Raw genomic sequence first — 22,818 nt, forward strand, 5'->3', positions numbered from 1 at the left:
TCACGGGAAATCCAACTTTAGTCTGAGACAACTTCTATTCATGAATAGTTTTTTATCATACCAAAAGAGGACTTACTCCATGGAGTAAGTCCTCTGTAGATTCATTATTCTGGTTCAATCAAGCCGTAACGGCCATCTTTTCGACGGTAGACAACGTTCGTGTTACCCGTTTCAGCGTCCGAGAAGACGAAGAACGTGTGACCGAGCATATCCATTTGAAGAATTGCTTCTTCCGTATCCATCGGTTTGAGTGTGAAACGTTTTGTCCGAACAAGTTCGAGTTCCGCTTCATCCTCTTCGTAGACAGGTGCTTCTGCCTCCGGTCCTTCGAGCGTTTTGAAGTACTCCCCAATACCGCCTTCTTTGGCACGGCCTCTCCGGTTGATCTTCGTTTTATGTTTCCGGATCTGACGTTCGAGCTTATCGACGACAAGGTCGATGGCTGCGTACATGTCGCCATTGACATCCTCTGCCCGTAACAAGAGGTTTGGCATTGGAATCGTCACTTCGACTTTTTGTTTCTCATTGTTAACTTTGAGATTAACATAAGCCGTCTGCGCTTCCGTAGGAGTTGTGAAGTAACGAGTTAACTTTTCAAGCTTTTTCTCGACGTAATCCTTGAGAGCATCTGTGACGTCCAAGTTTTCACCGCGAATGTTGTAGATCATGTAAACTCCTCCTTAAGTAACCGGTTGAACCTATGAATTCGTCATCGTTTCAGTCGTTTCCTTCTGAAGATTCAAAATTCTTTTGGTTCGTAATTATTATACCACGATAAGCCATGCAAGGAAATGAAAACGATGACATTCTGTTGAACATCCACCTTGAACCTTAGCGTACTATAATAGTTTTGCATGTTGATATTAGCGTATATACCCTTAACAAATTGAGATGAAACAAAAAAACCGCTTTTAGGAGATTCCTAAAAACGGTGGCGGCTGCTAACGGGATTACAGTTTCGAGACGTTTGCTGCTTGCGGACCACGATCGCCATCGACGATTTCGAATTCTACTTCTTCGCCTTCTTCAAGTGATTTGTAGCCCTCTGCTTGAATTGCCGAGAAGTGGACGAAGACGTCTTTTGCATCCGATGTCTCGATGAAGCCGTAACCTTTTTCAGCATTAAACCATTTTACTTTACCTTGTTCCATTCGAATTCACATTCCCTTCGCAAACTGGATAGCGAGAGCAAGCTCTCTACCATCTATACTAGCAAAAGAAACAATTATTGACAATTAAAAATTCTGATTAATTTGAATTCAATATCATATAAAACCTATTAAAGGCACTTATTACTCTTTTTTTCAAAAAATTACATTGTCATTACAGGTGTAGTATTGTATTATATCGTTAGTAATTACCTATTTTATCCATTGTCCTATCTAAGGAGGATGCAGTCGAATGCGACCATTCCATAATGACGAAAAGTATCGAATCACGAAGCGGACCGTTGCGATTTTACCGTGCTATGACATGATGAAACAATCCATCATCGTCCTGGAGGACGGGTCAACGATCATGACGCCGCTTCGTCCGTATCAACTCCTGCAGTTATCCTGCAGACAGTACAACAGTTCCATTGAGGAACGGATCGTCACAGCCAAACGTGTCGCTTCCGTGAAAGGAAAAGTCCCTGTCGTCATCGAACCGACACTCGGTCTCGTCTTTTTCCCTACCAAATCACCGAAACGTGATGATTGCGAGTGGTACGCCTGGAGCCACATGTCCGAAGTCATCGAGGAAGACGGACAGACTAAACTCAAAACTCGTAATGGCATGATCCTTCCCGTAAACGCCTCTCCTTACATCGTCCGCAACCAGATGAAAGCAACCGGCGAGCTGATGGCTCGTTACCAACAATTAAACGCGATGACATTAGAGGACCGCTTTAATGCAATTAAATCTTAAAAAAAATGGGTTGGGCGATGATTTCGCTCAATCCTTTTTTGTTTGTGCCGATATATAATAAGATGAAGAATTTTTCAAGAAAGGAGGTTCATCGATGAATATCCAGATGAATCCAACAAGTCCGACCCGTTCCGCCCCTGCTACTACCTTATCGGAGACTAAAACATATAGCGGGACCGTCCTTGAAAAGACAGGACCGAATACAGCCCTCGTCCAAGTCGGTCGCGAAAAGGTCGAGATGACCTTCACGGGAGATGTCCCGGAAGGCACCTTTCAATTCCAGGTCAAAGGCCAAACGACGGAAGGTTACCTGATCGAACAGGTGACGGAGCAGGCCGATGTCCTGGTGACCGGACCTGCCAAACCCGATTCGTCTGGTGTCGATGCCACCTTACTCGACGATCTCCCACCGGAATTAAAACAAGCCGTTGCCCGACTGCTTGCGACCGGTCAACTGCCGCAGACGCCGGAAACGGTTGCCCGCCTCGTCGCTGCCCTGCAGGGGACCTACAAGGACTTGGTTCTCCAGCTCGTGACACGCCCGTCCGACAGTGCGTTGCCGCCCGATGCCGATGTCTTGATTGCCCAGTTGCTCGGCTCAACCGATGCATTGGTCGACATTTTACCGGAACGACAGGCCGTCATCGACAAACCGACGCTCAGCAACGTCATCGCGCTCGACGTCGCCCGTACGACGCTTCCGACGCATCACGATATCGATCAAGCAACACCGGTCGCCCTCCGGCAGATCGTAACGCATGTCCCGCACGACGCTCAACCGGACATCCTCGCCCGGATCGACCGTGGTGAGTTGACAGAGGTCCGGGAGCAGCTGCGGTCCTATTTTCCGAGTGAACGCCCCACGCTAAAGGAACGGCCGGTAGCAAGCAAGCTCGAACAACTGACGGCCGTCATCGCCCAGGCGCAAGCAGCGCCGGCAGAAAAAATTAGTCCGCCCGCCGCACCCGTCCGGTCGAATCTGACGGTCATTGCCGAAGTGACACCCCGACTCGCCGAAGTGACAAATGACTTCCGGCGTGAGCAACGGACGATCGTCTCGCAACTGCGGCAAATTGAACCGCTTGTCGAGGAGCGTCCGCTCCAGATGGCCCAAGTCATCGAAAGTACGGCAAATCGCCTGCGGCAAACGTTCCAGCAGACGGACGCAATGTTACATACGAGCATGCGTGATGAAAAACAATTGATCCAACTGTTATCAAAACTCGAACGGGGAACGGAACTCGCCCTGCTCGGACGCGGCGCGGAAGCCAAAGCCGTCGTCCAGGATGTCCGCCAAACACTGGAAGCGTTCCGCTACTCCCCGGCGAATGTCCGGACAGCTTACTTACCGGAACTGAATCCAAGCTTACGGCCGGCTGTTGCAAATACGCAGCAAACGCCGGTACCGCAACAAAGCCAGCCGGCTTCGACCGCGCAACGACCGATTCCCTACGAACCGGGACAAAACAGTCCACGGGTTTTACAGGAGACAGTCCAGAAAACGCTCCAGTTGCAGACGGCAGAGTTGAAACTCGCGACACCGGCAGCGAATCCGGAAGCGGCGAAACTGCAAACGTTCCTGAACACACAGCAGCAGGTCAATAAACCGGACAGCAACCAGCAGTTGCAGCAACTGTTGCTCGCCCTGCCCGTCCAGCTCGTCGAAGGCACCGCCGGACTCCACGTCCACTTACAAAACAAACGACCGGATGAAGTGATCGACTGGGAAAACAACACGTTGTATGTCCAGCTCGAGACACCACGTCTCGGTGACATCGGCGTCCGTGTCGAGACCGTCAGCCGGAAGATGCAGATTACGATCGAAAATGATTTCCCGCTCCTCGAGCGTCTGGCAACACCGTTCCTCGAACGGACGACGGAAGCGTTACAAGCAACCGGTTATCAGGACGTCCGTATCCGCTTCGATGCTTTTACGAAAGATCAAACGACACCGGAAACCGTCAAACCGGACGAAATACCGACCGGTTACGATTACCGGATTTAAGGAGGCCCTATGTATCAGAAAATTGATTTAAAACACCGGAAGTCAGCGGCCGTCCTCCGGTACGATGAAGCGTCCGGTAATGCGCCGATCGTCGTCGCTCGGGCAACCGGTGCCGCAGCGGACCGCATTTTGCAAGAGGCGCGTGCCAGCGGCGTCGCGATTGAACAGGATACGTCGCTGCTCGGTCATCTGCTAGACCTTGATCTTGGAACGGCGATCCCGCCGCAACTGTATGATGTAATGGCCGAATTGTTATTATTGATTGAAGAACTTGATCACGCGAAAGGACGGAACTCATGACCGAACAGGAACTGTATCAAATGACTCCCCAACAATTGACGGAAACGATGTTAAAAGGTCTCGTCTTTCAATATGAACAGGCAATTACCGGTCGCGACGAGCGACGGTTCGATGCCGTCAACGTCCGTCTGCAAAAAGCCTACCAATTGCTTGAAAAACTGCAGTCCGGACTGAACGACGAAGGCGGCATCATCACCGCCCAGCTCGATCAACTTTATTATTACTTAGCAGAACAGACGTTACAGGCTTACATCGAGCCAACGCGTTTAAACGAATTGTTGCAACTGACGGAAGAACTGCTGATCACCTGGCAAGCGGCCAGTCTGAAGAAAGACCGTCCCCTCGTCCGGGCGGCACACCATGAGCGTTACGAAGGGATGGACTATTAATGCGGATTTCAAACAACGTACAGGCTTTGAAAGCCTACCGAAACTTAAGTGCTAATCAGATGAACGTCAAGACAACGATGGATAAACTGTCGAGTGGTCAAAAAATTAACCGCGGCGCTGACGATGCGGCTGGTCTCGCGATTTCTGAAAAGATGCGGAACCGTCTCAAAGCACTTGATAAAGCGGAACAGAACGTCCTCGACGGAATTTCAATGGTTCAAACGGTCGAAGGCGGACTCAGTGAAACACACAACCTGTTGCAACGGATGCGGGAACTGGCCGTTCAAGCAGGGAACGGAACACTTGCAACCGAAGACCGGACGGCGATCCAGGAAGAAGTCAATCAGTTGACGAATGAAGTCTCACGGATTGCCGAGACAACCCAGTTCAACGGTAAAAAACTATTGACAGGTGGCTTCAGTACAGAAGACAATGCGGTCTTCATTCAGACGAATGCCGGCGCGAACGAAGGCATTTCTTTAACGATTGATGATATGCGCGCACTCAACATCGGAATCAGTACGACCGTCAAACCCAACGCCGACGCCCGGACACTCGATTATCCAAGCGTCAACACAACACCGGAATACGCGCTCAGCGTCATGACGAACAGCGACGCCGATGAAGCTATCAGCCGTTATACACAGGCCATCGATACGATTTCCCAGCAACGGGCAAAACTCGGAGCGATTCAAAACCGGTTCGAAGCAACATCGTCCGTCCTCAGTGTCAGTAAAGAAAACCTGACGGCGTCCGAGTCACGCATTCGTGATACCGATATGGCGCGTGAGATGATGGAGTACGCGAAGTACAATATCCTCAATCAATCAGGCATGGCGATGATCGCCCAGGCAAACGCCTTACCGCAAGGCGTCTTACAACTACTCAACTAATCAAAGGAGGAATCACCCATGGACATCCGGCGCATCCAAGAAACAAGCCGCCTGCAGACACCGAAGACCGGACCACGTGAGGTTGAAGCGTCGACGACGTTTTCTGCCTTGATGCAGGATAAGCGTGAACATAAAGGCTACGAACGTCTCCAACAAAAACTGATGCTCGTCGAAGAGCACGGTCAGTTGCTGGCGGAAAGCCAGACAATCGAGAACCTCGAAGAATATAAAGAAAAGATCAAGGACTTCCTAAAAGATGCCCTCGATCAGTCGCAACAACTCGAAGAAAAGCGTGGCTTCAACCGCCGTGGCCGAACGAAAATCTACAAGGTCGTCGAACAGGTCGATGCGAAGTTGCTGCAACTGACCGACAACGTCATTTCCGGCGAATCCCGCCGACTCGAGATTCTCGACCAGATCGGTGAAATCAAAGGAATGCTCGTCAACGTTTTTGTCTAAATTTATCTTGAGGAGCACGTATCATGCCTGATCTTTATCTTAAAAAATGCCGTTGCCCCTACTGTCTCAAAGAAACGGAGACGAAACGTGTCTTGAGCCGCCATATTCGTGTCAAACACACCGATATGGATGGCTTCATTCATTATCAGGGACCTAACGTCTATTTTTACGAACCCATCCAATGTAGCCACTGTCGTTTCATTTTCCATGAAGCGTTTGAAAAACTACGGCCTGATGTCCGAACGCTACTAAAAACGGACATCTTATCAACGCTTCCGGTCTTACCTTTCTCTGCAACAGAACGTTCTGTGAAACAGGTACTGTATCTATACAAACTATGTTTGTATATGGCACAAGTCACGTTACAAAAAGACAGCATCCAAGCGATGCTTGGTATTCGAATTTCATGGATGTATCGGTTGCTGGAAGATTTGGAACAGGAACTTTCTTGGACGATGCGATCTGTCCAAAAATACGAAACCATCTATTTAGAGTATTCGGATGCGGTCCGAACGGGTATTCCTCACGATGTCTTACTTTTACGGATCAGTGATTTGTATGCGACGTTAGGCGATACAGATAACGCCAAACAATGGTACGGTCTCATTTTCCAAAGTAAAACGGTTTCCGATCGAATTAAAAAAGAAGCCCGCGAGCACTGGGAACTGTACCGCGAACAACATCCCATTTAATTTTCTCCCCTGTTTGTCTGCGATGTGTTGGACGAAACAGGGGTTTTCTTTTTGGTTGACGAAATCCATACATATAAGACATCGAGGAAGGAGGCGAACACATGACGAGACCTTACGCAACCAGTCTTTATTTACTTGTGACCTATCTGATTCTAGCATTGACGTTTGACCAGACGTGGACCCCTGCCATCGCCGGCAGCATTACCTTAATCGGCTTAAGTTTCTGTTCCTGGTCAGCGTTTGTTCATTTTTTAAGACGGCCGAATCATCCGTACCGTAGAATCGGTCAGGCGATTGTGTTATTTTGGCTCGGAATTGTCATCAACTCTGTTTTAGCATCGTTACCCGACCGGTTCCACCCTGTTTGGTCTGACGCCTTGGCAAATGTGACACTGACACTTTTCTTATTCTTGACCGCGATGACCTTGGCCCAACTAATCGATTGGTCCTCGTTCCGTCAAAATCGGTTGCTTTATCTTGATGGCTTTATTTTATTCGGCATGTCGTTCGTCTTCGGTTACGTGATGATTTTACAGAATGTGCCTGATTTTTCCCGAAATACCGTCGAACTGATTGCGATGACCATCTATTCGCTCTGTTTCATGGCACTGATTTTGTTTTCTCTGATCCTCTACACGACGGGGCTAAGCGATACAGTACGTCACCGGACGCTCATCCAGGCCATTGCCCTGTTTTGTGTAGCGAACTTCGGTTACTACACGTTTTTGATTCGTGGCCAGTTTGATCTTGCCGTTTTTTTCTTACCGCTTTATCCACTCAGCTTGTTTGAACTCATCCGTTACTTCCGCCGCGTCCCGGCATCGACGACACGAAAATATACGTTGTCGCGTCCGTATTTACCGTACATTAGCCTGGTGCTGTTGCTCGTCTGGATTTCCTTTTTCCAAGTTCCGCTTCTCGTTTACGTCTTGTCAATCGCCTTATTGTTTTCGTTGTTTTTAATTCGTCAGTACTTTTCAGAACGGCTAAACCGGCGTTTATTAGAAGAATACGAAGTCATCCAGCTTGATCTCGCGCAACAGGTCAAGGAACAGACATCCCTCCTCGAACTGCGGAAAGAAGAGTACCGGCGATTGTTTCTCGATCATCCGGAACCGATTCTTCAAGTCAACCGGATGGGGACCCTCCAAACGATGAATCCGCCGGCCTTGCAGCATTTCGGTCAGCAACTCCCGGAATACCTGTCGTCACAACTCCGTCGAGAAGTCGTGCGCCTGGAGACAAGCAGGAAGCTGTTGTTGCATGAAGGAACCAGAACATACGATACGACGCTGATTCCCGTTCCGGATCACGAATATGTCTACGTCCTGCTGTCGGATATTACTGAAACGCTCGAACAGCAACAGTGGCTCGAAGAACTTGGCTATCACGACGCCTTAACCCGGTTACCGAACCGTCGGTATTTTGAAAACTTTCTGCAGGACCGATTGGTGCAGATTGAATCCGGTTCGTTGCTGTTCATTGACCTCGACGGGTTCAAACAAGTCAACGACAGGTACGGACATGACGCCGGCGATTATGTCCTGCAGGAGACGGCGAACCGGCTCAGGCTTCATCTCAGGGAAGATGAAGTTGCTGCCCGGCTCGGCGGAGACGAGTTCATCGTTTTCTTACCCCGTTCGAAATCTGAGACAGTTCACTATACTGAAGACTTGATCAATCAGCTCAATCAGCCGTTTTTGTTCCACGGGACAGCAATATCGGTCACGCCGTCGATCGGGATTGCCCGTTACCCGGAAGACGGCGTAACGACAATTTTGTTACTGATTCAAGCGGACGAAGCGATGTACAGCGTCAAACAACATGAAAAAAATGCATACCGTTTTACATGAAAGAGGACCTCCCACGGTGGAAGGTCCTCTTTCGTTACAACGACTCGCGTCGATATTTTTCTTCTTCATACGCATCCGGTAAATCGGAAATCGGACGTTCGGCTTCTTCCCAGGATTCCGACTCGACATCCGGTTCGATGAACTGATCGTACGATCCATCGGAACGGTAAAATGGTTTGACGACCTTTCGTTTCTTGTCTTCACGTTTTGGCACGCGAGATCCCTCCCTACGTCTAGAAAGTTACTGACGAGAATCAAAATACGGTGAAAAACTACCTTCGACTTCTTCGTACGGATCGATATACGATTTCCGACTTGTTTTCGTCTGACGCAATTGATTGATTTGTACCCCTAATTTAGCGGTTTCTGACGATAATTTCAAGTCGATTTTTTGACTTTCTGCAACCAGCTCTTGAATGACGGCTTGATTGGCGCCGGCTAGTAAGTTCGAATGAGCGGCGATGAACGCTTCCCGTTCGTTCAACAAGTTCTGGATTTTCAGTAACCATTCGTCATAAACGTCTTCGTCCGGCGTCTGCTCCAGCAGTTCCATCAGATGTTTTGTCTTCAGACGGAGCGGATCGAGCGGACTCATCGTTGACGCGCGAGCTTCATCGCTTCTTTCCATGTCTCGCGGAACTCTTCCGCAAAACCAATCACTTCGTCGATTGCCACAACATCATTTTTGACATTGGCGTCAATCAGACGCCCCTGCATGTAGTCGTATAAATTATTTAAATCTTTTGATAAGGCAATTGACTGGTTGAGTGTCAGCTGAAGTTCGAGGATAATTGCCTGCGCTTTTTGAATGTTCGTGTTTTTTTGTTCAATCAGACCCTGTTCAATCGACCGTTTCGAAAGCATCGCAAACTTGATCAGTCCTTCATACAGCATCAATGTCAAGTCTTGTGGTAGTGCTGTTGTAACAGAGTTCGTTTGGTACGTTGCGTAGGGGTTCGCCATCTGAAGTCCTCCTTATTGTCCTAAGTATGAAGCGAGTGTCGCCGATTGGCTGTTCGCCTGGTTCATTGCCTGTTCCATCGCTGCAAAACGACGGTAATAAGCATTTTCTTTTTTCGTTAACTTATCTTCCCACGTCAGCATACTTTTATCCAGATCGGCTAATGATTTTCCGAGACGGTACGTCGTCGCTACGGCCCCATCAAGTCCTGCGACCTTCGAAATTTTGTCGCGCATCGTCGTCGCGAAACCTTGGATTTGACGAACAAATCCGTCCAGTCCAGCTGTACTTGGGATTGGACTTCCTTGAGCATCTTTTACCGGTTCCGGTGCATCTGCCGTAAACAGTTTATAGACGCCTTCCGGCTGTTCCTCAAGCATCTTTTTGAGTTTCGTTTCGTCAATTTTCAGCTTTCCACCATCCCGGAAGTCACTTGTTGAAGTGATGCCGATTTGTGACATATACTGCAATTGAATCGTATCCGCACCTGATGTATACGAATAGCCTGTATCAATCTTCGCAGAAATCGCACTTCGGAACGCGTTCATCCCGTCACGAAGGAAATTGTCATTTTTGAGTACACCACTCATCGCTTTTTCTTCCCACTTCTTGACTTCGTCTTCACTTAAATCTTTACGTTGCGCATCCGTCAATGGTTGAAAATCACGATATTTTTCTTCACGTACTTTCTTATTCATCTTGTCGATTAAATCATTATATTTATCAACAAACTTCTTAATCGAATCAAAATTTGCTTGCGTATCGAGTTTTGTATTGATTGTTGTGGCAGTTGTAGACGTTCCATTCAACGTAATCGTCAGACCATTTTGGGTGAACGTATTGGTCCGTTGTTCAAGCTCTTGTCCACCGATCGTGTACTTGGCATTTTTACCGTCTTGCCCCATCGCCGATGACTGTGAATTTACAATATCAACATTAGCATTCGCATCACGAATCGTTATATCTGCCCCACTTGAATTCAGTTTTCCAGTAATTGTTTTCGTGAAAACCAGCTTACCTGTAATGTCGTTATAGACTGTGCTCATTCCGAGGCTTGATTTAGCATTGATGGCTGATGTTAAATCCGATATTTTTTGTGTTGCATCTAGCGAAATGGTTTCACTGACTGCTGTTCCATCAGCAGAAAAGCTGTTGATTTGAATGTTTATTTTTCCATCCGTCACTGTAAACATACCACTGTCAGCAAGCGTTGTATTGGATAACTTCCCTGCTGTTGTCGTCATTGTTACAGAGGCAGCTGACGCCAATTGACCAATCTTATCAATCGTTACACTCCCTGCTGTTGCCACTGTACTTGCTGTAACGACGACTTTCGATGTATCCGAACTAGTGGCAGTCTTCGCAGTATAGTTTTTGGATAGCAACATATCACTTGCTGCCGTTCGTAAATCGAGTAAACCGCGGTTCATTTCGCGGTAAGCATCCCGTTGCCATGTCAACGTTTGTTTCTTTTGTGACAAACGGTCAACAGGTGCACGTTCTGCCTGCATCAATTGTTTAATCATCGTTTCTGTATCAATTCCACTTGCGAGACCACTAAGACGTATTCCTGCCATCCAACCAGTCCTTTCCCTTAAATTCGTTTATCGATCAGTTGATTAAATTCCATGAAAGCTGCAAAAAAATCGAGTTCCTTTTTGCTTGGAATTTCTTGAACGACATTATTATTTGTATCGACAACTTGAATATAAAACTCATTCAATTTCTCATGCTTAACAAACTTTAAACCAGTGCGTTGCGATTCGAGCTGAACGTTTGCCTTTTCGATAGCGGTTTCAAGCTTCGTAATATGTTGCGGCGTTGGTAAAATGACGATGCCATCCTTTGCCAAATCCTCTTGATTCGCTTCGACAAAGATATTTCGTGTCGCTTCGTAAGGCAAGACATTTTCAGGCAGGTGAAGCCGGATTTCCGTATTGATGGAATTCATGGACAAACACTCCTTTTTGTTCTCTATGTAGTATATCGGCATATTCGAGTAACTTGTAATACCTGTTTTTAAAATTCAATAGAAAAAGGCCATGGAACAAGTCCATGACCTTTAAGTAAAAAATATGATTAACGAAGTAATTGAAGAACACCTTGTGGCTGTTGGTTCGCTTGTGCAAGCATAGCTTGTGCTGCTTGTGCAAGAATTGAACTCTTAGTTTGGTTCATCATTTCTTTTGCCATGTCGACATCACGTACACGCGATTCAGCTGCTGTTAGGTTTTCAGAAGAAGTTTTGAGGTTGTTGATTGTGTGCTCAAGACGGTTTTGATTCGCACCGAGTTTTGAACGTTCAGCAGAAACTGTATCGATTGCTGATTGAATTTTTGTAACTGCACTTGCAGCGTTAGCGTGTGTTGAGACATCTAATGCTTGCTCAGTAGTGGTGTTGTTTGTTCCATCAGTAACTGCTAATTTGTCGCTTGTTCCTGAAGTTGTGATTCCAAGAGCAGACGCACGCATATCAGCGATATCAAGAGTAAGGCTTTGATTTTCGTTAGCACCGATTTGGAATTTCAAGCTTTTTGAAGAATCTGCAATTACTTCTGCCTTAGCTGCAACTCCGGCGTTATCGATAGCCATCGTTCCACCAGCAACAGTAGGGTTTGTTGCAGACTCAGCTCCAGTAGCTTGTGTAAGTTCAACTTTCCCACCAACGTTTGCTGCTGTGTATTTAGCAGTGAATGCTGCGTCAGCTGTCATTGCAGTTACAACTGCATCAACGTCTGCACCTGTGAAATTAGTACCATCAACTGTAACACCAGCAGTAACTGTATCTGTAACACCAACAGTAAACTTACCAGCTACAGCAGTAACTGCCGCGCTTCCAGCACCATTTTTTCCACCATCAAGAAGTTTTTGTGTGTTGAACTCAGTTGTGTTTCCGATACGGTTGATTTCAGAAGTTAAAGAGTTGATTTCTTTCTGAATTTCCCCACGGTCAGAAGATGTATTTGTATCATTGGCAGCTTGGTTACCAAGCTCGCGCATACGTTGTAAGATATCATGTGTTTCGTTTAATGCGCCTTCAGCTGTTTGAATCAATGAAATACCGTCTTGCGAGTTACGTGACGCTTGATCAAGTCCGCGAACTTGTCCACGCATTTTTTCAGAGATTGCAAGACCAGCTGCATCGTCGCCCGCTTTGTTAATGCGAAGACCTGAAGCCAGTTTCTCCATTGATTTCCCTTGAGCTGCAGTTGCGCTCGAAAGTTTGTTGTGTGTGTTAAGTGCTGTAATGTTGTGATTGATAATCATTGTAAGTTTCCCTCCATAGGAATAATTTTTTTGTCTCTTTGAAGATCCTTCTTCTCCGAGATGCGCCCCCTGGCCGGCCCAAGAGTAGCGCGGTGGTTGTAGTCGATGACTGCTTCCACTCTATATATCGTCGCCGTACCGAAATGTTTAACAGTTTCTCTCAAAAAAAATAAAAAAATTTAAACAAAAATCGCAGACGCTACTTCCGTCTACGATTTCTGATTTACAGACGCGTCGCGCCTGTCTCTTCCTGTAGTTGTTCTGCGACTGCAACCAACTCTTCCATCGCGCCGTTGACCTCACCAAGTGAAGCTGCTTGATGGCTTGACGCCTGCAAGACCTGTTCCGCATGTTTCGATGCTTCTTCGACCATCGCGAGGATATTCGCCGTCGTTAAACCAACCTGATCGATTTCCTTGTCTGACTTAATGACAAGTTGATCAACCGACTGGACACGTGAATAAACACTTTCTGTCGACTGATGGATCTCTTCAAACGACGAACCGGCTTGTTCGACGAGTCCGACACCAGTTGCAACTTCTTTTTGGACGTCCGTCATCGCATTAGCTGTATCGTTAACAAGACGTTTAACACCGGAAATTAAATCCGTGATTTCTTTTGCCGACGTTGCGGTCTGTTCGGCGAGTTTTTTAACTTCCGCTGCGACGACAGCAAATCCACGTCCAGCATCACCGGCACGAGCCGCTTCAATCGAGGCATTCAGACTGAGTAAGTTCGTTTGGGCCGAGATGTCACTGATGACATCGGTAATCCGCGAAATTTCACCTGTCATACCGGTCAGTCGACTGTTCAATGTCGCTGATTGTTCCATCTTACTTGAAATCATATGCATCGCTTCGACCGAATCTGTCGCCAGCGTCTTCCCGTTCTCCGCTTCCGTCTGCATGACCGTTGCTGATTTCAATGCTTCGTTCATTTCTTTGGCGACTTCGTCCATCGTCCGTTTGACGGCGCCGAGCGCATCCATCGACAGATAAGCTTGATCGACGTTTTCATTCATCTTCGTTGAGAGCTCTGCCATCGCCGAGCGGATGCTTTCGCCTGATGCATTACCTTCTTGGACAGCAGCCGCGATTTCCTGCGCTGACGCCGTCAATTTATCACTTGAATTGCCCATCTGTGTCGCTTGTTTGCGGATATGTAAGACCATGACTTCGAGTTCATGCATCAACTGATCAACTTCGTCGCCGCGTTTTGCTTCTTCGAAATCGACGTTGAAATTACCGTTTGCGACTTCCCGCGCTGTTTCCGTCGCCTTTTCAATCGCTTTGATTGGTTGACGGAGAATCAATTGGATCAATGCTGAACCAATGATGGATAAAACTAAGCCAATCCCGGCACCTAACCAAATCGACGGTCCGTCCGCGACATCAAGTCCTCGGTTTAAGAACAACGTCAACTGTGCTGAAATCCCACCGGTAATGACTGAAATCGCCAAGACCCAGACAAACAACCGCATCTTTAAATTTTTGCGTAATCTACTCATCTTCGAAACTCCCTTTCCTGTTTCAAATCTCATCACCCTACTTATCGGCAGGTTCTGAGAACGCTTTAAGTGAATTGACCTGATTTTGCAGTTCACACCTTCATACTTTCGTCACATCGATAATAGACATAACAAAAAAACATCCAGTCAATACCTTCTATAGAAGAAGGAAGTTGACTGGATATCTGTTGGTGTTACTTTATTTGCGGTCAATCTCAACGTATTTATAGGAAATATCTGTTCCGACATTGTGACGGGCCAGGTTTTTCACTTCCGCGTTTTGAAGGAAAGCATTTTTCCGTTGGTAGACCGGTGAAATCGCTTGATCGTCGAGTAACATCGTTTCGGATTCGCTTAAGAGTTCCAAACGTTTGTCCTGATCTAGTTCGTTTTCCGCCTGTTTCAGGAGTTTGTCATACTGTTTGTTCGAGTAGTCCATCATGTTGAACGGATTTCCTGTCATGAAGAGGTTCAAGTATGTTGTCGCATCTTGATAATCCGGAGCCCAGCTTGCGAGTGACAAGTCATAATCCCCTCGTCCTTCACGCGCCAACCGTTCTTTTTTCGGCAGTGACAACAGCTTAACATCGACATTTTGTTGTTTCAGTGAACCTTGGATGTATTCGCCGATTTTCTTTGAGACATCGTCGTCTTCAATGATCATCGTCAACTCGAGGTTTTGATCCGCGAGTACTTGTTTCGCTTGTGCTGCGTCAAACGATGATTCAATTTGACGGGTCTTGTCGTATTTTGGATCGAGTTCCTGCGGGACGATGTAATCGGCCGGCAGTGAGCCGTTTCCGAGTAACGTTTCTGTCAGTGCTTTTTTATCGTAGGCGGCATCAATCGCCTGACGTGTCTTCTGATCTTTAAGAGCTTCTGTTTTTTGATTCATCCGGATGAAGAACATCCGCGAATCGCTGAACGTGTTGTACTCTTTTTTGTTTTTGTACGTGACGACGTTTTCCGAATTCAACGGTGCAACATCGAGTTCTCCTGTTTCAAACAGATTGATCGCAAGCATCGGATCCTTGATGATTTTGACATCCACTTCGTCAATCTTGACGTTTTTGCGGTCCGCGTAGTCTGCGTTTTTTGCGAGCGTATAGCCTTGCTCGGCCTGATATTTCTTGAATGTGAACGGTCCGTTGTAGACGTTTGTTTTTGGATCCGTTCCAAACTTTTCACCTTGTGCTTTGACGATGTCTTCCCGGACCGGCATATACGTACCAAATGTCGTCATGCTGAGGAAGTATGGTGTCGGTCGTTTCAGTTCAATCTGTAACGTCTGATCGTCGATGACCTTTGTTTCTTTAACCGGCTCAAGCAGGTACGCGAACGGTGAATTCGTTTCGATGACGCGCTCGTAGGCATAACGGAAGTTTTCCGCTGTGACCGGTTTGCCGTCAGACCATTTAGCGTTTTTGTCCAACTTAAACGTATAGACTTTTCCATCTTCCGACACGCTGTGCGACTTCGCTGCTGCCGGGACCAGTTCATTGTTTGCATCAAACCGGTACAATCCTTCGTAGATTTGGTTAAAGATATTTGACGTGATGGCGTCTGCCGGGTCGACCGACAGGAGGTCATAACTTTCCATCGTGTGCAGGACTTTCTTGTCATTCTTATTTGGTGCTGCTTGTTCTGTATCCGTTGTGGAGCATCCTGCGAGCAGGAACGCCGTACTTGCCGCCGCGATCAATGTCTTTTTCATAAATAATTCCTCCTAAAGATAATGTGCGTTGGATGATTCGGCGTTCCTTGACGTAAACAAAAAAGACGCCCTCTATGCCACAGCAAAAGCTGATGCATAGAGGACGCCTGTATCCGCGCGGTGCCACCTCTAGTTGAGATTAAAAATCTCCTCTTGTCGCTGGTCCAACAACCAGCTAGCCCGGTAACGGGGGCAACCGTCCTGTCTACTGAATCGTTCAACAGGCTCTCAGCGGTCCATTCCCTGATCAGCTTACCGCGTCAGGCTCTCACCTTTCCTGACTCGCTTTGTCGGCAGTGTTGACGGTACTTACTCCGCGTCGTTGATTTGTTTGATATGGCTTAACTTGTTGTTTACTTTACACGGCTTGTTTTCAACTGTCAACGAAAAAAGCTTAGAACGGATGGTCCTCTTTGCGTTCCTGTTCTTTCCGGACCGGACGGGGACGGATCGGTTCGACGCGTTCAACATGTGTCCGCGTGATAACCCGATTCCCGAATGCCGCATCCAGTAAAATCGTAATTGCTGCCGCCATGTGCAACAGCATCCCGACAACAGGAATGAATCCGATTGTCGATGCGACGATCCCGACGATATTCCCTTTTGACACCCGACCGGCACGTGCCGTCAAGACGACGACCACGATATGGAACGCTAACATGACCCAAAGCGCATTGTAACCTGTTCCAAAGACAATAAATAATCCACCAAGCACCGGTATCCCGAGCATTGCCTCTAAACCACCTGATACCCACTTCAACGTCCGTAATGAATCTTTACGACATTCCATAACGTCGCCTCCTCTTTTTTTCCATATGTGTAGTATACGACAAAATCGCGAGAAGGTTTCAGATTTCTTTTAGAATATGAACTTGTTTTTCCCTGTTGTTTACTTCGCCATTTGTCACAAGTTTCCTAACAAAAAAGTTTCCGTCGTCCGGGCGCGACTCCTACGGGAAAAGGAAGGGCTTGTCCCTTCCGTCAGGAACAGGCAAGACCCGGTCGTCCGAAGAGGACGATCGCGGCTTGCGTTCCGCCCGAGGAAAGCGCGCCAACGGACAAACGGAAACATTTTTTCTATTTCAAGACCTGTGGTCTATCCAACAAAAAAAGCCCACTCGCGTGGACTTTCTTCTAAATCTATTATAAGCCAAGTACGTGGAACTGATAGCCGCGTCCGACAACAAAACCGGCCTCTTTATAGAGATCAAGCGCCCGCGCGTTATCCGTCTCGACATCCAGTTCAAGCTGCGTCCGACCGGTGCGGAACATCGCCTGGACCATCAGCTTCAGCATCTTCTTGCCGTATCCGTTTCCCTGTGCTTCCGGACGGACGGCAAACGCATGAATGCTCGCTTGCGTCTCAGATGCTAAGTAAGCCCGAATGACACCAACCGGTTTGCCGTTTGCGACACCGATATAGGTGACACGATCATCCGACTCAATTGCTTGATAGATGGATTCCGCTTCATCCGCTGTATTGCCGAATGACGAACCAAGTGTCTCGACGATGAACGGACGATCGTCCGCTGTCGCTTCCCGCAGTTCAAAATCCGGGTCCGCTTTTAGGAACAATTGCGCTTTTTTCAGGACCATGTTGTATTCCGTCATCCGGTACCCGGCACCGAGCTGACCAAGGACGGCCTGGCCCGATTTACTTTCATCATCAATGACGAACGTAAACGCTTCGACCCCTTGCGGACGGGCCGCCTCTTTCGCCGCTTCGACGAGTTGCGTGAAGACACCCTGTTTCCGGTAATCCGGATCGACGAAGACATTGATTTCCCACTCTGTCGGTAAGTAAGCGAACGCTTGCAGATAACCGATTAATTTCGTATCGTCATAAATCGCGAAATCATTTTGTCCGACCCAATCTGCGGCGACTTTCAATTCAATGCCGTCGTGATCGTTGACACATTTCTCAAGTTGTAAGACTTCTGTTGTTTGTTTAACTTCTGTTACTGTCCATTCCATTTCACTTCACCTCAACCTTTACTATATCGGACCATCAAAAGAAGCACTAGCAAAAGCTGGTGCTCCTTGCAGTTTCCTCATTTTAATTTGAATGTCTTCATCATCGCCGGCACATCGTGTGTGATCAGGTCGGCAATCTTTTGTTTCCCGGCTGCGCCTTTGACGGCTTCCGTCGGTTGCACATAATAGTATGTTTTATTGCCTTTTGTGCCGAGATAGGTTCCGAACCCGACTTGTTTCTCAAATTGTTTTTTCGTTAATTTTTTCGGTTCAAAGTTCAAGTTGACGAGCATTTGATCTTTTCCCTTTACTTTATAGTAGAGCGAAAACGTCCCGCTACGTGTCACGATACCGTATTTCGTCTTGACGGTTTTGTTTTTGACGACATCGATCTTATCCTGCTTGATCGCTGTCTGCAAGGCTGTCGTCGCCTTGACGGAATAGCCGAAGTCCTTGTTTTGAATCGTACCTGTTTTGTACGTCACATTACTTGCGCCGAAAGCTGTCACCGGAATTAGACATGCTCCGATTAATACCCCTGTCATTGCTACTCGTTTCATGCTAACTCCCCCTTAACTCTTCGATAGTAAAGGAATTCCCTTTTGTGAAATAGGTAAACTCTATTCTTGAAAAAGATTTGACGGAATTGTCTAAATTTCTTACGATAGAACTAACGAAACGAAATGGGGTTAAACTGATGGCTGAACAAGAACTATTAACGCAAGAACAGCTCGATAATCTGCTGAAAAATTCGTTTGCGATGCAGGTACCAATCCTCGAGAAGTTCATGAAAGATACACATGACCGCTATGCACTTGCAACGACATCGTTCAAACGCGACATGGATACGATGAAAGAATCAGAGTGGCACCAGTTCTTCGCCGGTAAATTGTTACCGCACTTCTTCCTCGAGCATCTTGGTTTCGGGGCGTCGTTCCGCTTTAACGGACACGACAAGGAAGTCGATCTTCCGGAAAACGTTGTCCCAGTTCGCAATGATGCCGATGATCAAATCGCAAAAGTCGTCCTCGGCGTTGAAAAAGCGATGAAGGATATGCACATCAAAAATCATAGTTTGGTGGCGAAATTCTATCAGGAGACACTCGAACTCGCTTGTCAGATGGGCAGCCGTGTCGGGATGAGCGATGAGTTCTATACGCTCGTCAAACCGAGTCTCGTTCAAGCCAACGATTCTGAATAACCAACAGGTCCCGCTCTTCACTCAGGTGAATGACGGGACCTTTTTTTCTTTTGCTTATTTGAACCGGATATAAAAGCAGGCACCGCCAAGTATGCTGTCCCGGACACCGTACTTCAGCCCGTGGCTGTCGAGAATCAACCGGCTGATCGCAAGACCGAGACCATGCCCGGAGCCGCCGGTCTGTTTGACATACAAATCCCAAATTGTCGAACGGTCGCGTTCTGCGACACCGCTTCCGGCGTCCTCCACCGTCAATTCGGTTGCTGTCAGCCGGACGAACACTTCACTTCCGCTCGGGGCAGCGACGTGGGCGTTCATCAGAAAATTGACGAGAACCCGTTCGAACATCCGCCGATCAAGCGAAAGCAGGACCGGTTCTGTCTCGACCGTCAAACGAAGACCGTCTTTTTTGAACGTCGACCGTAACCGTTCCGCTGTTTCTTCGACTAATTGATTCACTGCCACCTCCGTCCGGTCAAGCGGCATCATCCCGCCGGCCAGTTTCGAATAGACCAGCGTCTCATCAATCAACAGCCCGAGCCGATCCGTTTCTTCGATGATACTGGTTGTGACGTCCGGCAGTTCGTCGACTGGAATCACTCCGGCCGCCAGAGCTTCCGTCTCGTTGCGGATGATGGCGAGTGGTGTCCGCAAATCGTGGGTGATTCCGGCAATAAACGATTTTTGCAACGCTTCTTTCTGGATCAGTTGTTCCTGCATCTCATCGACGGCGTGAATCAGATCACCGACTTCATCATTCGGTCGGTCCGGTAACAGGACGTCTTTTCGTCCGTCGCCAATCTGTTTCGCAACGGTCCGCAGTTCCATGATCGGTCGGATGAATTGCCGTCCCATATAATAGGCCAGTCCGGTTGCGAGCAGTAAGGCGGCCAGTAACGCCACACCGATCGCCAGATAGACGCCGTCGAGGGCACTGCTTGCGAGCGGTGCTTCGCGGATTGTCGTGATGACGGTATCGCCGCTCATCAACTGATACGTCAACAGCCGGTTCCCCTGGACTTCGATAATGTCTTTTTGTTTGAGATCGTCAAGAATCGGCAGTTCGACGACTTGCCGTCCCCGTCCTCCGATTCGTTCCGTCACTTCGTCACGGGTGATAAACCCTTGAATTTCACGCGGTACCGGACGATTTTCTGCCAGTGCTTCCTCGATGATATTTGCTTCCCGCATCAACTGACTGTAACGTTCATCTTCCGCAAACCGGTTGACGAGGAACGCCGTCAGACTGAAACTGAGTACGCCCATAATCAATAACGGCGCAATGACCGCCAGCAAAAACTTTCGCATCAACTTACTCATTCGATTGCCTCCAACCGGTAGCCGACCCGGTGGACCGTCTTCAACTGCTGTTTAATCGTCGGCATCTTATCCCGCAACTGTTTGACATGTGTATCGACCGTCCGCGTATCGCCTCCGAACGTATAGCCCCAGACTTCATCGAGAATTTGATCGCGCGTCAGTGCTTCACCCATGTGCTCAAAGAAATAGACCAACAGTTCGAATTCCATTTTCGTGAGACTGACGGTGTCCGTTCCACTTTGGACACGGCGCGCCTTCTCATCAATCGTCACGTCACCTAACTGCCGACCGACCGGCAACCGGTGCTTCAACGCCCGCTCGAGCCGGATGATCAATTCCTTGAAGACAACCGGTTTGACGAGATAGTCATCTGCTCCCAGTTCCAGTCCGAACACCCGATCGTCCGCTTCCCCGCGTGACGTCAGCATGAAGACGACCGGAGCCGGAACCGTCGCTTTGATGCCCGGGACAAGCGACCAGCCGTCCCCGTCCGGCAGGCGGACATCAACGAGGGCAGCGTCAAACGACGTACTCGCAAGTTTTGTTTTAGCCTCCGCAAGCGACGCCGCGAGCGTGACCGTATAGCCGTGATGACGCAAAAAACGTTCCGTCACCTGTGCCAGCTTCAGTTCATCTTCTATCACTAAAATGTTCATCTTCATCCCTCCACTTGTAGTGTACCGTCTTTTTTGAACGGTTGACGTTTCTTTGCGATTTCCTTGCAACTTCCTCACAACTTCGCAGGCGTGTCCCGCTAACATAAAGGGTGAAAGGAGTGATCACCCATGCAATTCAAAAAACAATGGATCACCGCACTGACAATCAGCGCCTTAACAGTAGGAGGAGCTTCTGCTTATGCTGCAACCAATGACGACAGCTCAACAGAAACGAAATCAGAACGTCCGCATTTCGAAGGGATGAAACGACTCGATTTTACATTACTGCTCAAAAAATTGAATCTGACGGAAAAGCAGGTCGATGCGGCCCGTGAAAAAGGTTTATCGATCGCAGATCTGGCCAAACAAAAAGGAATTTCGTTCAGTGACTATAAAAAGGCGGAACTCGCCGCCGCAAAAGAACAGCTCGCTTCACTCGTCAAATCAGGTGACTTAACGAAGTCGCAGGCAGCGGATATGTTAAAACACCACACGGAACGCTTCAGCGGGGTTTCGAGTTATGCCGATTTAAAAGAACAGATGCCAAAAGGACATCGCGGTGACAAAGGCGGCTTCTTCAACGAATCGTTGATTGCCGACGTCTTGAAGGCACTCGGTCTGAGCCAAGATAAATTCGATGCAGCCAACCAATCGCTCGCTGCTTATGCGAAAGCCCAGTCAATCAAGTTCGCGGATTACAAAAAAGCATTGCTTGCAGCGCAGACGACACAGCTCGATCAATTCGTCAAAGACGGGAAGATGACGAAAAAACAGGCGACCGAGATCAAAGCCCGCCTGACAGAAGAGTTCTCGGATGCCAACAGTTACGATGACTTACCGGACCGCGGTCAACATGGACCAGGCGAACACGGTGGACCCGGTCATGACGTCTTCGGTGATACAACGTCCGCTATCTTGAAACGGCTGAATCTCGATGCGACGAAGTTCAAGGCAGCGAACCAACCGTTACCGGAATTTGCGGAAGCGAACAACATCTCCTTCGCTGCTTTTGAGAAGGCTGTCCTTGCCGAACAAACGAAAGCAATCGATGCGAAAGTCAAAAGCGGTGCCATCACGAAAAAACAAGCGACGGCGATCAAGGAACGGATGCAGGAACGGGCCGATGAAGTCTCAAGCTATGACGACTTACAGCAGGGACCACGCGGACATGGACCGGGACGCCATCACGGCATGAACGATGCCGACCGTCCGGATCAGGCTGATCCAAACGCCAGCGAGACTTCTGTTGATCTTGCCATCTAATATGTAAAGCACGGACAAACTCCAGCATGTGCCATTCAACAGGCATCGGCGGGGTTTGTCTTTTTGTCTTTTTGTCTTTTTGTCTTTTTGTCTTTTTGTCTTTTTGTCTTTTTGTCTTTTTGTCTTTTTGTCTTTTTGTCTTTTTGTCTTTTTGTCTTTTTGTCTTTTTGTCTTTTTGTCTTTTTGTCTTTTTGTCTTTTTGTACGTTTCCTTCGTTGATGATTTTTTATATTTTTTTGCCCGATTGAATGATTCGGGTACGTCTGCTTTCGAAGCTCGACTTCTACGGGAAAAGGAAGCTCTGCTTCCGTTCCACCTGAGAAAAGCGAGCGAAAGAAAGCAGACTTCCCATCCCACCCTCTTCTTTTCCATTCCACTTCCTCCCATTCTCCAAAAAATGATTCGCTTTTTTTGAAAAAAAAGTCTATTCTTCGAACTTTGATTGCAATTGATCTT

General features: G+C 47.8%; 26 protein-coding genes and 1 other annotated feature. Of the genes, 10 read left to right on the forward strand and 16 right to left on the reverse strand.

Going from position 1 to position 22,818, the window contains the following annotated elements:
* Positions 1–104 precede the first annotated feature (104 nt).
* Entirely contained in the window at positions 105–668 is a 564-nt protein-coding gene (gene hpf / locus AC3IRK_RS12645) for a ribosome hibernation-promoting factor, HPF/YfiA family (protein WP_026827559.1), read from the reverse strand.
* Between the two features lie 282 nt (positions 669–950).
* Positions 951–1,151: a cold shock domain-containing protein gene (locus AC3IRK_RS12650; protein WP_026827558.1), complete on the reverse strand. Its 201-nt coding sequence runs from the start codon at positions 1,149–1,151 to the stop codon at positions 951–953.
* A 250-nt stretch (positions 1,152–1,401) separates the two neighbouring features.
* Here AC3IRK_RS12650 and AC3IRK_RS12655 point away from each other — a divergent pair, with 250 nt between their 5' ends.
* From AC3IRK_RS12655 to AC3IRK_RS12690, 8 genes are all read left to right on the forward strand, one after another.
* Positions 1,402–1,908, forward strand: a complete 507-nt coding sequence (locus tag AC3IRK_RS12655; RefSeq protein ID WP_026827557.1) for a competence protein ComK — start codon at positions 1,402–1,404, stop codon at positions 1,906–1,908.
* Positions 1,909–2,002: 94 nt separating this feature from the next.
* On the forward strand, positions 2,003–3,913 hold the full coding sequence (locus AC3IRK_RS12660; protein WP_131972307.1) for a hypothetical protein: 1,911 nt from the start codon (positions 2,003–2,005) through the stop codon (positions 3,911–3,913).
* 9 nt (positions 3,914–3,922) lie between these two features.
* Positions 3,923–4,213 (forward strand): EscU/YscU/HrcU family type III secretion system export apparatus switch protein, encoded by a 291-nt coding sequence (locus tag AC3IRK_RS12665; RefSeq protein ID WP_012371297.1) that lies wholly within the window; start codon positions 3,923–3,925, stop codon positions 4,211–4,213.
* Positions 4,210–4,602 carry a flagellar protein FliS gene (locus tag AC3IRK_RS12670; protein ID WP_131972306.1) on the forward strand — a complete coding sequence of 131 codons (393 nt, stop codon included), beginning with the start codon at positions 4,210–4,212 and terminating at the stop codon, positions 4,600–4,602. The genes AC3IRK_RS12665 and AC3IRK_RS12670 overlap by 4 nt, the downstream gene beginning before the upstream one ends.
* Complete coding sequence (locus tag AC3IRK_RS12675; protein ID WP_131972305.1) at positions 4,602–5,495, forward strand: flagellin N-terminal helical domain-containing protein; 894 nt, start codon at positions 4,602–4,604, stop codon at positions 5,493–5,495. Before AC3IRK_RS12670 ends, AC3IRK_RS12675 begins: the two co-directional genes overlap by 1 nt.
* 18 nt (positions 5,496–5,513) lie before the next feature.
* Positions 5,514–5,954, forward strand: a complete 441-nt coding sequence (locus AC3IRK_RS12680) for a YaaR family protein (RefSeq protein ID WP_131502211.1) — start codon at positions 5,514–5,516, stop codon at positions 5,952–5,954.
* 23 nt (positions 5,955–5,977) lie between these two features.
* Positions 5,978–6,646: a DUF2225 domain-containing protein gene (locus tag AC3IRK_RS12685; RefSeq protein ID WP_131502212.1), complete on the forward strand. Its 669-nt coding sequence runs from the start codon at positions 5,978–5,980 to the stop codon at positions 6,644–6,646.
* A 101-nt stretch (positions 6,647–6,747) separates the two neighbouring features.
* The gene (locus AC3IRK_RS12690) at positions 6,748–8,499 is read left to right on the forward strand and encodes a diguanylate cyclase domain-containing protein (RefSeq protein WP_489170044.1); all 1,752 of its coding nucleotides are present in this window, start codon (positions 6,748–6,750) and stop codon (positions 8,497–8,499) included.
* A 34-nt stretch (positions 8,500–8,533) separates the two neighbouring features.
* Here AC3IRK_RS12690 and AC3IRK_RS12695 read toward each other — a convergent pair whose 3' ends face one another.
* The 11 genes from AC3IRK_RS12695 to AC3IRK_RS12745 all read right to left on the reverse strand — a co-directional run bounded on the left by AC3IRK_RS12695 (position 8,534) and on the right by AC3IRK_RS12745 (position 18,482).
* Entirely contained in the window at positions 8,534–8,713 is a 180-nt protein-coding gene (locus AC3IRK_RS12695; protein ID WP_026827549.1) for a hypothetical protein, read from the reverse strand.
* Between the two features lie 27 nt (positions 8,714–8,740).
* Positions 8,741–9,127: a hypothetical protein gene (locus AC3IRK_RS12700; protein WP_233494501.1), complete on the reverse strand. Its 387-nt coding sequence runs from the start codon at positions 9,125–9,127 to the stop codon at positions 8,741–8,743.
* Positions 9,091–9,462: a flagellar export chaperone FliS gene (gene fliS, locus AC3IRK_RS12705; protein ID WP_131972303.1), complete on the reverse strand. Its 372-nt coding sequence runs from the start codon at positions 9,460–9,462 to the stop codon at positions 9,091–9,093. Before fliS ends, AC3IRK_RS12700 begins: the two co-directional genes overlap by 37 nt.
* A 12-nt stretch (positions 9,463–9,474) precedes the next feature.
* Positions 9,475–11,037 carry a flagellar filament capping protein FliD gene (fliD, locus tag AC3IRK_RS12710; protein ID WP_131972302.1) on the reverse strand — a complete coding sequence of 521 codons (1,563 nt, stop codon included), beginning with the start codon at positions 11,035–11,037 and terminating at the stop codon, positions 9,475–9,477.
* Between the two features lie 17 nt (positions 11,038–11,054).
* The gene (locus AC3IRK_RS12715; RefSeq protein WP_131972301.1) at positions 11,055–11,411 is read right to left on the reverse strand and encodes a flagellar protein FlaG; all 357 of its coding nucleotides are present in this window, start codon (positions 11,409–11,411) and stop codon (positions 11,055–11,057) included.
* A gap of 128 nt (positions 11,412–11,539) precedes the next feature.
* Positions 11,540–12,727: a flagellin N-terminal helical domain-containing protein gene (locus AC3IRK_RS12720; protein WP_131972300.1), complete on the reverse strand. Its 1,188-nt coding sequence runs from the start codon at positions 12,725–12,727 to the stop codon at positions 11,540–11,542.
* 223 nt (positions 12,728–12,950) lie between these two features.
* Positions 12,951–14,234, reverse strand: a complete 1,284-nt coding sequence (locus tag AC3IRK_RS12725; RefSeq protein ID WP_131972299.1) for a methyl-accepting chemotaxis protein — start codon at positions 14,232–14,234, stop codon at positions 12,951–12,953.
* A gap of 199 nt (positions 14,235–14,433) precedes the next feature.
* Positions 14,434–15,948, reverse strand: coding sequence for a peptide ABC transporter substrate-binding protein (locus tag AC3IRK_RS12730; RefSeq protein ID WP_131972298.1), 1,515 nt, complete (start codon positions 15,946–15,948; stop codon positions 14,434–14,436).
* A 96-nt stretch (positions 15,949–16,044) separates the two neighbouring features.
* Positions 16,045–16,280 (reverse strand) — a binding site (T-box leader).
* Positions 16,281–16,342: 62 nt separating this feature from the next.
* Positions 16,343–16,738 (reverse strand): hypothetical protein, encoded by a 396-nt coding sequence (locus AC3IRK_RS12735; protein ID WP_131502221.1) that lies wholly within the window; start codon positions 16,736–16,738, stop codon positions 16,343–16,345.
* A 353-nt stretch (positions 16,739–17,091) separates the two neighbouring features.
* Complete coding sequence (locus AC3IRK_RS12740) at positions 17,092–17,922, reverse strand: GNAT family N-acetyltransferase (protein WP_131502222.1); 831 nt, start codon at positions 17,920–17,922, stop codon at positions 17,092–17,094.
* A 77-nt stretch (positions 17,923–17,999) separates the two neighbouring features.
* Positions 18,000–18,482, reverse strand: a complete 483-nt coding sequence (locus AC3IRK_RS12745; RefSeq protein ID WP_131502223.1) for a hypothetical protein — start codon at positions 18,480–18,482, stop codon at positions 18,000–18,002.
* A gap of 137 nt (positions 18,483–18,619) precedes the next feature.
* Here AC3IRK_RS12745 and AC3IRK_RS12750 point away from each other — a divergent pair, with 137 nt between their 5' ends.
* Complete coding sequence (locus AC3IRK_RS12750; protein ID WP_114595083.1) at positions 18,620–19,123, forward strand: hypothetical protein; 504 nt, start codon at positions 18,620–18,622, stop codon at positions 19,121–19,123.
* A gap of 54 nt (positions 19,124–19,177) precedes the next feature.
* Here AC3IRK_RS12750 and AC3IRK_RS12755 read toward each other — a convergent pair whose 3' ends face one another.
* A complete protein-coding gene (locus tag AC3IRK_RS12755; protein ID WP_489170047.1) occupies positions 19,178–20,443 on the reverse strand; it encodes a HAMP domain-containing sensor histidine kinase in 1,266 nt (421 codons plus the stop codon).
* Positions 20,440–21,099, reverse strand: a complete 660-nt coding sequence (locus AC3IRK_RS12760) for a response regulator transcription factor (protein WP_131972295.1) — start codon at positions 21,097–21,099, stop codon at positions 20,440–20,442. The genes AC3IRK_RS12755 and AC3IRK_RS12760 overlap by 4 nt, the downstream gene beginning before the upstream one ends.
* A gap of 129 nt (positions 21,100–21,228) precedes the next feature.
* Here AC3IRK_RS12760 and AC3IRK_RS12765 point away from each other — a divergent pair, with 129 nt between their 5' ends.
* A complete protein-coding gene (locus AC3IRK_RS12765) occupies positions 21,229–22,362 on the forward strand; it encodes a hypothetical protein (protein WP_131972294.1) in 1,134 nt (377 codons plus the stop codon).
* A gap of 35 nt (positions 22,363–22,397) precedes the next feature.
* On the opposite strand, the gene AC3IRK_RS12770 is transcribed toward AC3IRK_RS12765, so the two are convergent.
* Entirely contained in the window at positions 22,398–22,739 is a 342-nt protein-coding gene (locus AC3IRK_RS12770) for a hypothetical protein (RefSeq protein WP_489170048.1), read from the reverse strand.
* Between the last annotated feature and the right edge of the window lie 79 nt (positions 22,740–22,818).

It is taken from the genome of Exiguobacterium sp. GL_137, assembly GCF_057834585.1.